This window comes from Streptomyces sp. NPDC058401, assembly GCF_042722885.1.
GTDB lineage: Bacteria > Actinomycetota > Actinomycetes > Streptomycetales > Streptomycetaceae > Streptomyces.
This window is the reverse complement of record NZ_JBHXKA010000177.1, coordinates 1-13,463: the sequence shown is the minus strand read 5'-3', so window position 1 is coordinate 13,463 and position 13,463 is coordinate 1. Positions and strand designations below refer to the sequence as shown.

At 70.9% G+C, this 13,463-nt stretch carries 12 protein-coding genes; 3 read left to right on the top strand and 9 right to left on the bottom strand.

What is annotated here, in order from left to right:
• Window positions 1-58: 58 nt before the first annotated feature.
• From ACFWNV_RS36325 to pgsA, 7 genes are all read right to left on the bottom strand, one after another.
• Window positions 59-811, bottom strand: a complete 753-nt coding sequence (locus tag ACFWNV_RS36325; RefSeq protein ID WP_383955486.1) for a YebC/PmpR family DNA-binding transcriptional regulator — start codon at window positions 809-811, stop codon at window positions 59-61.
• Window positions 812-868: 57 nt separating this feature from the next.
• A complete protein-coding gene (pdxT, locus tag ACFWNV_RS36320; protein ID WP_267756809.1) occupies window positions 869-1,459 on the bottom strand; it encodes a pyridoxal 5'-phosphate synthase glutaminase subunit PdxT in 591 nt (196 codons plus the stop codon).
• A gap of 8 nt (window positions 1,460-1,467) precedes the next feature.
• Window positions 1,468-2,385 (bottom strand): pyridoxal 5'-phosphate synthase lyase subunit PdxS, encoded by a 918-nt coding sequence (gene pdxS / locus ACFWNV_RS36315; protein WP_112446777.1) that lies wholly within the window; start codon window positions 2,383-2,385, stop codon window positions 1,468-1,470.
• Window positions 2,386-2,537: 152 nt separating this feature from the next.
• Entirely contained in the window at window positions 2,538-3,077 is a 540-nt protein-coding gene (locus ACFWNV_RS36310; RefSeq protein ID WP_383955482.1) for a hypothetical protein, read from the bottom strand.
• A 320-nt stretch (window positions 3,078-3,397) separates the two neighbouring features.
• The gene (locus tag ACFWNV_RS36305) at window positions 3,398-4,561 is read right to left on the bottom strand and encodes a glycosyltransferase family 4 protein (protein ID WP_383955479.1); all 1,164 of its coding nucleotides are present in this window, start codon (window positions 4,559-4,561) and stop codon (window positions 3,398-3,400) included.
• Window positions 4,558-5,484 (bottom strand): phosphatidylinositol mannoside acyltransferase, encoded by a 927-nt coding sequence (locus ACFWNV_RS36300; RefSeq protein ID WP_383955477.1) that lies wholly within the window; start codon window positions 5,482-5,484, stop codon window positions 4,558-4,560. The genes ACFWNV_RS36305 and ACFWNV_RS36300 overlap by 4 nt, the downstream gene beginning before the upstream one ends.
• On the bottom strand, window positions 5,484-6,161 hold the full coding sequence (gene pgsA, locus ACFWNV_RS36295; RefSeq protein ID WP_383955474.1) for a phosphatidylinositol phosphate synthase: 678 nt from the start codon (window positions 6,159-6,161) through the stop codon (window positions 5,484-5,486). The genes ACFWNV_RS36300 and pgsA overlap by 1 nt, the downstream gene beginning before the upstream one ends.
• A gap of 313 nt (window positions 6,162-6,474) precedes the next feature.
• On the opposite strand from pgsA, the gene ACFWNV_RS36290 reads away from it, so the two are divergent.
• Window positions 6,475-8,688, top strand: a complete 2,214-nt coding sequence (locus ACFWNV_RS36290) for an elongation factor G-like protein EF-G2 (RefSeq protein ID WP_383955471.1) — start codon at window positions 6,475-6,477, stop codon at window positions 8,686-8,688.
• Between the two features lie 199 nt (window positions 8,689-8,887).
• Window positions 8,888-10,558, top strand: coding sequence for a hypothetical protein (locus ACFWNV_RS36285; protein ID WP_383955468.1), 1,671 nt, complete (start codon window positions 8,888-8,890; stop codon window positions 10,556-10,558).
• A 40-nt stretch (window positions 10,559-10,598) separates the two neighbouring features.
• Here the strand turns inward: ACFWNV_RS36285 and ACFWNV_RS36280 are convergent, their stop codons facing one another.
• Window positions 10,599-11,159 (bottom strand): HIT family protein, encoded by a 561-nt coding sequence (locus ACFWNV_RS36280; RefSeq protein WP_383955465.1) that lies wholly within the window; start codon window positions 11,157-11,159, stop codon window positions 10,599-10,601.
• Window positions 11,160-11,226: 67 nt separating this feature from the next.
• Between ACFWNV_RS36280 and ACFWNV_RS36275 the strand changes: the two genes are divergently transcribed.
• Entirely contained in the window at window positions 11,227-11,892 is a 666-nt protein-coding gene (locus ACFWNV_RS36275) for a potassium channel family protein (RefSeq protein ID WP_383955462.1), read from the top strand.
• Window positions 11,893-11,961: 69 nt separating this feature from the next.
• Here the strand turns inward: ACFWNV_RS36275 and thrS are convergent.
• Window positions 11,962-13,463 (bottom strand): threonine--tRNA ligase (gene thrS, locus ACFWNV_RS36270; protein WP_383955459.1); only part of this gene is annotated, 1,502 nt, incomplete at its 5' end.

Here is a 13,463-nt window from a genome sequence, read left to right as displayed (position 1 = left end):
GACGGGGTGTGTCCCCGTCGGCCCGCTGCTTTGGCGCCGTGCGCGCCGGACGCCCGGATCAGGCGTCGATCTTCTCCATGACCTCGTCCGAGACGTCGAAGTTGGCGAAGACGTTCTGCACGTCGTCGCTGTCCTCCAGCGCGTCGATCAGCTTGAAGATCTTGCGCGCGCCCTCTTCGTCCAGCTCGACCTGCATGGTCGGCAGGAAGTTGGAGTCGGCCGAGTCGTAGTCGATGCCGGCGCCCTGGAGCGCGGTACGGACCGCGACCATGTCGGTGGCCTCGCTGATGATCTCGAACTGCTCGCCGAGGTCGTTGACCTCTTCGGCCCCCGCCTCCAGCACCGTCTCCAGCACGTCGTCCTCGGACAGCTCGCCCTTGGGCAGCAGGACGACGCCCTTGCGGTTGAACAGGTACGAGACCGAGCCCGGGTCGGCCATCGAACCGCCGTTGCGGGTCATGGCGACCCGCACGTCGGACGCGGCACGGTTGCGGTTGTCGGTGAGGCACTCGATGAGCACCGCGACGCCGTTCGGGCCGTAGCCTTCGTACATGATCGTCTCGTAGTCGGCGCCGCCGGCCTCGAGGCCGCCGCCGCGCTTGACCGCGGAGTCGATGTTCTTGTTCGGGACCGAGCTCTTCTTCGCCTTCTGGATGGCGTCGAAGAGGGTCGGGTTTCCATCGATGTCGGCGCCGCCCATACGGGCCGCGACCTCGATGTTCTTGATCAGCTTCGCGAAGAGCTTGCCGCGCTTGGCGTCAACCACGGCCTTCTTGTGCTTCGTCGTAGCCCATTTAGAGTGGCCGGACATCTGCCTGTCTCCTTCGCGTCACCAACAGTGTTCGCCTCAGATCCTACCGGGACGGCGTTACAGCCCCGCGCGCACCATGTCGACGAAGTACGCGTGGACCCGGTCGTCGCCCGTGAGCTCCGGGTGGAACGAGGTCGCGAGGACGTTGCCCTGCCGTACGGCGACGGTGTGGCCGTCGTACGTGGCGAGCACCTCGACGGCGCCGCCGACGGACTCGACCCAGGGGGCCCTGATGAAGACGCCCTCCACGGGGCCGCCCCCGATGCCGGCGAAGTCGACCTGGGCCTCGAAGGACTCGTTCTGGCGGCCGAAGGCGTTGCGGCGCACGATCATGTCGATGCCGCCCAGGGTCTCCTGGTCCTCACGGCCGTCCAGCAGCTTGTCGGCGAGCATGATCATGCCGGCGCAGGTGCCGTAGACCGGCATCCCGGCCCGTACGCGCTCGCGCAGCGGCTCCAGCATGCCGAACAGCACGGCGAGCTTCGACATGGTCGTGGACTCGCCGCCGGGGATCACCAGGGCGTCGACCTCGGCGAGCTCCTCGGGGCGCCGGACCGGCCTGGCCACGGCGTCAGCCGAGGCCAGGGCGATCAGGTGCTCCCGTACGTCGCCCTGGAGTGCCAGGACACCAATCACGGGGGTGGTCATGGTGATGACTACCAGCCGCGGTTGGCGTAGCGCTCGGACTCGGGGAGGGTGTCGCAGTTGATGCCGACCATGGCCTCGCCCAGGTTGCGGGAGGCGTCCGCGATGATCTTCGGGTCGTCGTAGAAGGTGGTGGCCTTCACGATGGCGGCGGCACGCTTGGCCGGGTCGCCCGACTTGAAGATGCCGGAGCCGACGAAGACGCCCTCGGCACCGAGCTGGCGCATCAGCGCGGCGTCGGCGGGGGTGGCGACGCCACCGGCGGAGAACAGCACGACCGGGAGCTTGCCGAGCTCGGCAACTTCCTTGACCAGCTCGTACGGGGCGCGCAGCTCCTTGGCGGCGGCGAACAGCTCGTTGTTGTCGTAGCCGCGCAGGCGGGCGATCTCGTTCTTGATCTGGCGCAGGTGACGGACGGCCTCGACGACGTTGCCGGTACCGGCCTCGCCCTTCGAGCGGATCATGGCCGCACCCTCGGCGATGCGGCGCAGGGCCTCGCCCAGGTTGGTGGCGCCACAGACGAAGGGGGTGGTGTACGCCCACTTGTCGGAGTGGTTGACCTCGTCGGCCGGGGTCAGGACCTCGGACTCGTCGATGTAGTCGACGCCGAGGGACTGGAGCACCTGGGCCTCGACGAAGTGGCCGATGCGGGACTTGGCCATGACGGGGATGGAGACGGCCTCGATGATCTCTTCGATCATGTTCGGGTCGGACATCCGGGCGACGCCGCCGTCCTTGCGGATGTCGGCGGGAACCCGCTCCAGGGCCATGACGGCCACGGCGCCGGCGTCCTCGGCGATCTTCGCCTGCTCGGCGTTGACCACGTCCATGATCACGCCGCCCTTGAGCTGCTCGGCCATGCCGCGCTTGACGCGGGAGGTGCCGATCGCCGACTCAGCGGACTGCGGGGTGGAGGGAAGCGTGCTCACGGATTGACCTCACTCGAAAGGAAGATTCAGGCGCTACTGGCGATCGCCAGGGCGATCTGGTGGTACTCGACCGAGGAAACCTTCTCGACCAGTCCACGGCAAGGGCCAATGTGCAGCCGGTGGCCCTTTGCGATTTGGCCATTGGGTACAAGTTACGGCCGCTCGGCCAGATCCACCGGAGGCTCGTCGTCCATCTCGAAGGCCAGCGGGAACGGTGCGTGGCCCGCCAGCCGGAACCAGCGGACCTTGCGGTGCCTGCGCAGGGCCCGGGCCGCGCGGACCGCGTCGTTGAGGAACCGCCGCGCCATCGGCACCCGGCGGACCGCCGCGGCGAGCTCCTCGGCCGCCTCCGCACCGCCCGGGGCCGCCTTCAGCGCGTCCACCTGCCCGACATCGGCGAACACCGCCCGCAGCGCCTGGCTGAGCTCGCTCTCGGCGACCTCGCGGTGCTCCTCCTCCGCCTGGCGGGCCGCGTGCGCGGCCTCGTACAGGACGAGGGAGGAAGCCGGGTCCAGCACCCCGGAGGTCGCCACCTCCAGCACCACGGAGGCCCGGCGGACGAGCTGCGCGTCGAGCGCGGCCCGCGCGGCGTCCATCCGGGAGTGGAGCCGGTCGAGACGGCCGGCCGTCCAACTGAGGTACACCCCGACGAGGCCGAGGCCGAGGGCAATCCAGACAAGGGTTTCGATCACGGGCCGCGACTCTACCTTTCGACGCGGAGCTCGCACCGCTCAGCGCTGGCGCGCTTCCCGGGCTCCGCCCGGACCCGCGCCTCAAACGCCGGCGAGGCTGGGTCTATCCAGCCCCTCCGGCGTTTGAGGAGCGGGGGTCCGGGGGCTGGCCCCCGGGAACGGCGCCGCACGCGGGATCGGGTCCGGGGCGGAGCCCCGGGGAACGGGCGAAGGGCGGGTAGGGGACTCCGCGCCGCACAGCGGCACACCCACAGCCGGGTCCCGCACGGACGGGCCCACAGCACGCGGGCATGGCCGGGGCCCGGGCGGGGCCGGGGTGGCTACGTGTCGCGGGTGAGGCCCAGGCGGGTGCGGAGGGGGACTCGTTCGTCTTCGGCTACCGCGGCCGCGCCGTCGGTCACCGTTTCGTAGACGGCCAGGATGTCCGCCGCCACCGTCGACCAGTCGAAGCGGCGTACGTGGGCGGAGCCCCGGGCGCTCAGTTCCTCGCGTCGCGCGGGATCGCGGAGGAGGGCGATCGCCGATGCCGCCAGGGAGTCGGGGTCCTCGTTCGAGAAGAGCTCCCCCGCCGCCCCCTGGTCCAGGACCTGCGCGAAGGCGTCGAGGTCGGCGGCCAGGACGGCCGCCCCGGCCGAGAGGGCCTCGACCAGGATGATGCCGAAGCTCTCGCCGCCCGTGTTCGGGGCCACGTACACGTCGACGCTGCGCAGCAGCCGCGCCTTGTCCTCGTCCGAGACCATGCCGAGGAACTCGACCCGGGAGCGGAGTTCGGGCGGGAGGGAGGCCACGGCCTCTTCCTCGTCGCCGCGGCCCGCCACGAGGAGGCGTACGTCCGGGCATTCCGCGGCGATGCGCGGGAAGGCCGCCATGAGGACCGGCAGGCCCTTGCGCGGTTCGTCGATGCGGCCGATGAAGCCGAGGGTCTGGCCGGACCAGGCCGGGTTCGGGTCGGCCTTGGCGAAGAAGTCCACGTCCACGCCGTTGGGGATGACCACCGCGTCGCCGCCGAGGTGTTCGACCAGCGTGCGCCGCGCGTACTCGCTCACCGCGATCCGGGCGCTGATCTTCTCCAGCGCCGGCTGGAGGATCGGGTACGCCGCGAGCATGGCGCGGGAGCGCGGGTTGGAGGTGTGGAAGGTGGCCACGATCGGGCCCTGCGCCGCCCAGCAGGTCAGCAGGCCCAGCGACGGGGAGGTCGGTTCGTGGATGTGGACCACGTCGAAGACCCCGTCGTGCAGCCAGCGCCGTACGCGGGCCGCCGACAGGAAGCCGAAGTTGAGGCGGGCCACCGACCCGTTGTACGGCACCGGCACCGCCCGGCCCGCCGAGACCACGTACGGGGGCAGCGGGGTCTCGTCGTCCGCCGGGGCCAGGACCGACACCTGGTGGCCGAGGCCGATCAGGTGTTCCGCCAGGTCCCGGATGTGGAACTGGACCCCGCCGGGGACGTCCCAGGAGTACGGGCAGACGATGCCGATCTTCACGCGGGGTGCTCCTCGGGACGGCCGGCGGTGGTGTCCAAATCGTCCAGCCACAGCCGCTGGAGCATGTGCCAGTCCTGCGGGTGTTCGGCGATGCCCTGCGCGAAGGCGTCGGCGACCGCCTGCGTCATGACGGCCGTCTTCTCCTGCCGGGTGCCCTTCCCGGGCACCTCCACCGGGGGGTGGATCCGGCCGTACATCTTCGGCGCGTTCCCGTAGTAGAGGGTGGCGGGGAGCAGGACGGCGCCCGTCTGCTGGGCGAGCAGGGCCGGGCCGGCCGGCATGCGGGCGGCCGAGCCGAAGAAGTCCACTTCGACCCCGGAGGCCGACAGGTCCCGGTCCGCGACCAGGCAGACGAGCCCGCCGGAGCGCAGCCGCCGGGCGAGGGTGCCGAAGGCGGCGCCGCCGTTGTGCGGGAGCACCTCCATGCCCAGGCTCTCTCGGTAGGCGACGAAGCGGTCGTAGAGGGTCTCGGGCTTGAGCCGCTCGGCGACGGTGGTGAAGGGGACTCCGATGTGGGTCACGGCCCAGGCGCCGGCGAGGTCCCAGTTGGCCAGGTGCGGGAGGGCGACGACCACTCCGCGTCCGGAGGCCAGTGCCTCGCGCAGGATGTGGTCGTCCTTCATCTCCACGTCGGAGCTGAATCGTTCCTTGGCCATGGTCGGCAGGCGGAAGGATTCCATCCAGTACCGCATGTAGGAGCGCATGCCCGCGTGCGACAGCTCGCGCAGCCGCTCGGGCGTCGCGTCCGGCACCACCCGGGCCAGGTTCGACTCCAGGCGCAGCACGCTCTTGCCGCGCCGCTTCCAGACGAAGTCCGCGATCCGCCGGCCGAGGGCGCCCGCGGCGGGCTCGGGCAGCTTCTTGACCCCGGCCCAGCCGAGTCCGTAGAGCCCGTCGACCAGCTTGTCCTGTGCCTTGCCCATCAGGGCGTACCGCCTTCGGAGGGAGCGCCGGCAGCGGCGGCGGCAGCGTCGGCCTCCGCCGATTCGCGCCGTACGGTCACCACGCGCTGGATCAGGGTCACGAGCGAGCCCGCCGCGACCACCCACAGTGCGATCGGGAGCAGCAGGCCGATCCAGGAGGGGACGCCGAAGGTCTCCAGCCCGGACAGACCGGCCGCGACCAGCGTGATCACGAGCCGTTCGGCGCGTTCGATGAGGCCGTTGACGGCCACCGGCAGGCCGATCGATTCGCCGCGGGCCTTGGTGTACGAGACCACCTGGCCGCTGGCCAGGCAGAAGATGGCGACGGCGCAGAGGGCGTTGTTGTTCCCGGAACCCGCGTACCAGAGTGCGAGTCCGCCGAAGATCGCCGCGTCGGCCACCCGGTCGAGGGTGGAGTCGAGGAACGCGCCCCACCGGCTGGAGACGCCGGCCTGGCGGGCCATGTTCCCGTCCACCAGGTCGGAGAACACGAAGAGCGTGATGGTGATCGTGCCCCAGAAGAACTCGCCCATGGGGAAGAAGACCAGGGCTCCGGCCACCACTCCGGCCGTGCCGATGAGGGTGACCGCGTCGGGACTCACTCCCATCCGGAGGAGAAAAGCGGCGAATGGCGTGAGAACACGCGTGAAGAATGCACGCGCGTACTTGTTCAGCATGGCCTTCCCGGAGGGTCGCTGGGCCGCACGGCCACCACGGCCACCGGCTGGCCCATCGTAGCCAGGGCCCCGGGCCATCGGCGCCGCGCACCCACCGGTTCACACGACGTGGCCGGTTCTCGGGCCGTTCGCCACGTTCCGCGGGCCGTCCGGACGCGGCCCCGGCGCGACCGCCGACGCCGTCCCGGCGCCGCCCGGAGGTCTCCCTCCCCCGCGCCTCCGGTACGACGTATGGACGCGGTGTGACGGCAGTGCAAAGCTCGAAGGGGGCCTTTTCCCCTCCATCCCCTCCACGTCGGGAGGCACGAGCATCGTGGGAGCCGCATCACACCAATCCGGAGCCGCCGGAAGAGCACCGGCGGCCGACCACCCGGCCTCCGTACGGAACGTCGTGCTGGTCGGCCACAGCGGGTCCGGCAAGACCACCCTGGTCGAGGCCCTGGCCCTGACCGCCGGCGCCGTGAACCGGGCCGGGCGCGTCGAGGACGGTGCCACCGTCTCCGACTACGACGAGATCGAGCACCGCCGCCAGCGTTCCGTCCAGCTCTCCCTGGTCCCCGTGGAGTGGGCCGGAATCAAGATCAACCTCCTGGACACCCCCGGTTACGCCGACTTCGTCGGAGAGCTCCGGGCCGGACTGCGCGCCGCCGACGCGGCCCTCTTCGTGGTCTCGGCCGCCGAGGACGGCGACGGGCTCTCCGGGGCCACCCGGATGGTCTGGGACGAATGCGCCGCCGTCGGCATGCCGCGCGCCATCGTCGTGACCCACCTGGAAGCCGCCCGCGCCGACTACACGCAGATGACCACCGTGTGCGGGGACGCCTTCGGGGCGGACGACCCCGATGCCGTGCGCCCGCTCTACCTGCCCCTGCACGGCCCCGCCGCCCCCGACGGCCACGCCCCGGTCGCCGGGCTCCTCGGACTGCTCTCCCGGCGCGTCTACGACTACACCTCCGGCGACCGCGTCGAACGCGACCCGGACCCCGGCGAGCTCGCCCTGATCACCGACGCCCGCGCCCGGCTGATCGAGGGGATCATCGCCGAGAGCGAGGACGAGACCCTCATGGACCGCTATCTCGGCGGCGAGGACATCGACCTCAAGACCCTGGTCGACGACCTGGAGCGGGCCGTCGCCCGCGGCACCTTCCACCCCGTCCTGATGGCCGCCCCCGCCACCGGCGGCGCCCGCAGGGGCCTGGGCACCGTAGAGCTCCTCGAACTGATCACCGGCGGCTTCCCCACCCCGCTGGAGCGCGCTCCCGTGGGCGTCACCACCCCGGACGGCGCGGCCCGCCCCGCGGTCACCTGCGACCCCGGCGGACCGCTCGTCGCCGAGGTGGTGAAGACCTCCTCCGACCCCTACGTCGGCCGCGTCTCGCTCGTCCGCGTCTTCTCCGGCACCCTGCGCCCCGACGAAACGGTCCACGTGAGCGGGCACGGGCTGACCGACCGCGGGCACGAGGACCACGATGTCGACGAGCGCATCGGCGCGCTCACCTCCCCCTTCGGCAAGCAGCAGCGCGCCTTCTCCCACTGCATCGCCGGGGATCTGGCCTGCGTGGCGAAACTCACCCGCGCCGAGACCGGCGACACCCTCTCCGCCAAGGACGGCCCCCTCCTCATGGAGGCCTGGTCCATGCCCGACCCGCTGCTCCCCCTGGCCATCGAGGCCCACAGCAAGGCCGACGAGGACAAGCTCTCCCAAGGCCTGGCCCGGCTGGTCGCCGAGGACCCGACCATGCGGCTCGAACAGAACCCGCACACCCGCCAGCTCGTCCTGTGGTGCCTCGGCGAGGCCCATCAGGACCTCGCCCTCGAACGGCTGCGCACCCGGTACGGGGTCCAGGTCGACCCGGTGCCGCACAAGGTCAGCCTCCGCGAGACCTTCGGGGCGAAGGCCGGCGGCCGCGGACGGCACGTGAAGCAGTCCGGCGGGCACGGCCAGTTCGCCATCTGCGAGATCGAGGTGGAGCCGCTGCCGCCGGGCAGCGGGATCGAGTTCGTCGACAAGGTCGTCGGCGGAGCCGTTCCGCGCCAGTTCATCCCCTCCGTGGAGAAGGGCGTCCGGGCGCAGGCCGCCCGCGGGCTCGCGGCCGGCTACCCGCTGGTCGACGTACGCATCACCCTGCTCGACGGCAAGGCCCACTCGGTGGACTCCTCCGACGCCGCCTTCCAGACCGCGGGCGCCCTCGCCCTGCGCGAGGCCGCCGCCGGAACCTCCGTCCAGCTCCTCGAACCGGTCGCCGAGCTGGCCGTACTCGTGCCCGACGAGTACGTCGGCCCCGTCATGAGCGACCTGGCCGGCCGCCGGGGCCGCGTCGTGGGCACCGACGCGGCGGGCACCGGCCGGACCCGGGTCCTCGCCGAGATCCCCGAGATCGAGATCGGCCGGTACGCCGTGGAGCTGCGCTCCGTGTCGCACGGCACGGGGCTGTTCAGCCGTACGTACGCGCGGCACGAGCCGATGCCGCCACAGATAGCGGACAAGCTGCGCGAACGGCCAGAGAAGGGAAGCCAGCTGACATAGCGTCACTCCGGCCGCCCATCCAACCCGCTTGCGATGGGCGGCATTTACCTGTCCCATGACCACGGGGAGCAATCGGCCGATAGGCTCGTCCGCGCGTGAGGCGGGCATGGCGAACGGGTAGACCAAGCACGCAGAGCACGCATGCGGACCGAGCGGGCAGGCCCGCACACGAGCACGACGCACAGCGATGGGGGCAGCGGTGGCGGACGACGGATTCGACTTCAGGCCCGGGGCACAGATCCCACTCCAGGGCGGCAGCGGCCAGACCGCCGCGACCAACGCCCTCGCCTCCGCCGCCTACCGGGACGGCGGACGCGACACCAAGCTCGACGAGATACTCAAGGCCAACAACGAGTACCACGAGTCCGTCGTCAAACCCGCCAAGATCTCCCTGCTGGCCCCCAACCTCGGCGAGGCCTTCTGCCGCGCCGTCGAGGCCCGCACGGTCCCGCCCACCCGCAAACCCCTCATCCAGTCCTTCGGCGCCGACCCGCAGACCGTCGTCGAGCACTGCCTGGCCGCCTCCCGCATCCGCAAGGAGCGCGACCGCAAGCTCCGCATGATCATGCTCGTCTGCGGGGTCTTGTTCCTTCCCGGACTGCTGCTGTGGCTCGGCCTGTTCTGGGCCCGCAAGGCCCTGGCGGGCTCCAAGGCCAAACGGGCCTCCTGGCTGGGCACGGCGCTCCTCGTCGGCGTGGGCCTGGTCGTCGCCGTGCTCATGTTCCGGCTCCCGGTGACCGGCTTCCTGGGCCTCTACGTCCGCGCCATGGTCATCGCCCCGGTCGTCGGCTGGTTCCTCGCCCGCCGGCTCTGCGAGGCCACCGCCGAAGACCTGCGCTCCCGCTGGGACGGGCTCCTCGCGGGCGGCGGCGGGGTGGCCGCCAAGATCCCGGAGGCCGTCCCCGGCAACCCCGACGAGAAGGCCCGCGAGGACCTGCGCCACTCCCTGGCCAAGCTCACCGCCGAGGACCGCAGCAACGCCGTCTTCTACGCGGGCCCCAAGGGCATACTCGGCATGGGCACGCGCTGGGGCAGCTGGCAGATGGCCGAGGAGCTCGTCCCCAAGAACGAGGGCTCCGAGATCCACCCGTTCCGCAGCTGGGACGTCATACGGGCGATCGACACCCAGCTGCGCAAGCTGGAGCGCGGCCCCCTGCACACCGGCGGCCTGCCGCCCGCCTCGATCACGCACTGGATCGTCTCCCCGGTCGGCGAGGGCGCCAAGGAAGTGACCCGCCCCAGCGGAGCGGACGTGGACACCTTCCTGGTCAAGCCGCACGAGATCACCCGGATCTGCAACGAGCAGCAGTTCAGCGCCGGCAACCGGCACTACCTCGGCATCCAGTACCCGCTCTGGGACGGCCAGCTCGTGATCACCATGCTGGTCACGGTCACCGTGCTCTACAAGACCCTGCGCGTGGAGGTCACCGGGCACGCGCTCGGCCCGGTGAACGGCTTGTTCACCACCAAATCGGCGGCGCCCGTGGACGAGGTCGCCAAATCCGTGCGCTTCTGGGAGACCGTGGAGCTCAAGCGGCCCGTGGTCGACACGAGCGAGGTCGTACGCCTCGCCGTGCGCGCGCCCCTCACCTGGTACCCGCCGCTCCTGGAGTTCCTGGGCGGCAAGCTCGTCCTCCCGGAGCCCTTCGGCGTCCGCCACGTCTGGGCCGGCCAGCCGTGGCGCCACCGCTTCATGGCGGACGACGCCATGCGCGCCGCGACCCCGGTCCTGCGAGCGGTGCACACGGCCGCGATGCGGGTCCTGGAGGAGAACGGGGTCGACACCGAACGCTTCACCAACCGCTCGATGATCGTCAGCGGCATGGTCCAGGACGCCGCGCCGCGCAAGGCCGACGTCTACGACGCCTGAGCCCGCGCGGGCGTCCGCGGCAGGATCCGACAGGGACGGCCTAGTCGGTGGGCCAGGCGTCGGCCAGCATCTGGCGGGTGTCCGCGAGGAGTTGGGGCAGCACCTTGGTGTGGCCCACGACCGGCATGAAGTTCGTGTCCCCGCCCCAGCGGGGCACGATGTGCTGGTGCAGGTGCGCGGCGATGCCCGCGCCGGCGGCCTGGCCCTGGTTCATGCCGATGTTGAACCCGTGCGCACCGGAGGCCTTGCGGAGCGCGACCATCGCGCGCTTCGTGAGGTCGGCGAGTTCGAGGGTCTCGGCGGAGTCCAGGTCCGTGTAATCGGCGACGTGCCGGTACGGCACGACCATCAGGTGGCCGCCGTTGTACGGGTAGAGGTTCAGCACGGCGTAGACGTGCTCGCCCCGGGCCACGATCAGCCCGTCCTGGTCCGACATCTCCGGAATCCCGCAGAAGGGACAGCCGTCCCCGGCCTCCGGCCCGGTCGGCTTGTTCTCCCCCTGGATGTAGGCCATCCGGTGGGGCGTCCACAGACGCTGGAACGCGTCCTGCGTGCCCACACCGATCTGCTGCTCCGGCTCAATCGTCATGGGATGCAGCATATGACCTTGGCCCCGAGCGGCGTGTCGCCGGGGCGAACACCGGTGTGCGGGACGCGATGCTGGCCCCATGAACCATGCACCCGAGACCGGTGACCAGGCCTGGGAACGCCGGACGGAGCTGCCGCTGTTCTACGCCTCCCTGCTCTTCCTCGCCGCGTACGCCGTCTCCGTACTGACCTACCGGGCCCACCCCCTGTGGCGGGACGTCGGCCTCGTCGTGGTCGCACTGACCTGGGCCTGCTTCATCGTGGACTACCTGGTCCGGCTGTACCTGAGCGGCACGGCCCCGCTGCGCTTCGTCCGCGTGCACTGGCTGGACACCCTGATCGTGATCCTGCCGCTGCTGCGGCCGCTGCGCATGGTCAAGGTCCACAACGCGATCCAGGCCCGGCAGAAGCGCCCGCGCCAGGGGCTGTACGCGCGGGTGATGTCGTACGCCGGCCTGTCGGCCGGGCTGATGGGGTTCGCGGGCGCCCTCGGCGTGTACCACTTCGAGCGCCGGGCCCCGGGGGCCACGATCCACACCTTCGGGGACGCGGTGTGGTGGGTGTGCGAGACGCTGACCACGGTGGGCTACGGGGACATGGCCCCGGTCACCCCGATGGGGCGGATCATCGCGGCGTTCCTGATGGCGGGCGGCCTGGCACTGCTGGGCGCGGTGACGGGCTCGTTCTCCTCCTGGATGCTCCACGTGTTCCGGCGGGGGGACGAGGAGGAGCCCACGGGGACCTGAGGTCCCCGGGGGCTCCGGGCCGTCATACGGCGATCACAGCCGCCACGGCAGTCACGGCCGCCGCTGCGGTCACACCTGGACGCGGCGCTCCACGACGTCCACGAGCTTCGCCAGCGCAGCGTCACGCGGGACGCCGTTCTCCTGCGAACCGTCGCGGTAGCGGAAGGAGACGGTGCCCGCGGCCATGTCCTCGTCACCGACGATGATCATGAAGGGGACCTTCAGCTTCTGCTGGTTGCGGATCTTCTTCTGCATCCGGTCGGAGGAGGCGTCCACCTCGACCCGCAGGCCCTTCTTCTTCGCCTCGGCGGCGAACTCCTGCAGGTACTCGACATGCGAGTCGCCGATCGGGATGCCGACCGCCTGGACCGGGGCGAGCCACGGCGGCATGACGCCCGCGTAGTGCTCCAGCAGGACGGCGAAGAACCGCTCGATGGAACCGAACAGCGCACGGTGGATCATGACCGGCCGCTGCTTGGTGCCGTCGGGGCCGGTGTACTCCAGGTTGAAGCGCTCCGGCAGGTTGAAGTCGAGCTGCACGGTCGACATCTGCCAGGTGCGGCCGATCGCGTCACGGCACTGGACCGAGATCTTCGGGCCGTAGAACGCGGCGCCGCCCGGGTCCGGGACCAGGGGCAGGCCCTGCTTCTCGGCCACCTTCTGGAGGGTCGCGGTGGCTTCCTCCCAGATCTCGTCCGAGCCGACGAACTTCTCCGGGTCCTTGGTCGACAGCTCCAGGTAGAAGTCGGTCAGACCGTAGTCGCGGAGCAGGTTCAGCACGAAGGTCAGGGTGCGGTCGAGCTCGTCCGCCATCTGCTCCTTGGTGCAGTAGATGTGCGCGTCGTCCTGGGTGAAACCGCGCGAGCGGGTCAGGCCGTGCACGACGCCGGACTTCTCGTACCGGTACACGGTGCCGAACTCGAAGAGGCGCAGCGGCAGTTCACGGTAGGAGCGGCCGCGCGCATCGAAGATCAGGTTGTGCATCGGGCAGTTCATGGGCTTGAGGTAGTAGTCGGTACCACCGTCGAGCTGCATGGGGGGGTACATGCCCTCCGCGTACCAGTCCAGGTGGCCGCTCTTCTCGAAGAGGGTGCCCTTGGTGGCGTGCGGGGTGTAGACGAACTCGTACCCCTCTTCCTCGTGCCGCTTGCGCGAGTAGTCCTCCATGGTGCGGCGGATGACGCCGCCGCGCGGGTGGAAGACGGCCAGGCCGGAGCCGATCTCGTCCTGTACGGAGAACAGGTCGAGCTCGGTGCCGAGCTTGCGGTGGTCGCGCTTCTCGGCCTCCACGAGGAAGTCGAGGTGGGCCTTCAGCTCCTCCTTCGACGGCCACGCGGTGCCGTAGATGCGCTGGAGCATCGGGTTCTTCTCGCTGCCGCGCCAGTAGGCGGCGGCGTTGCGCATGAGCTTGAACGCGGGGATGTTGCGGGTGGTGGGCAGGTGGGGACCGCGGCAGAGGTCCTTCCAGCACAGGTCGCCGGTCTTGGCGTCGAAGTTGTCGTAGATGGTCAGCTCGCCGCCGCCCACCTCGACGTTCGCGCCGTCGTCGGTCGAGGCCGAACCCTTGATGC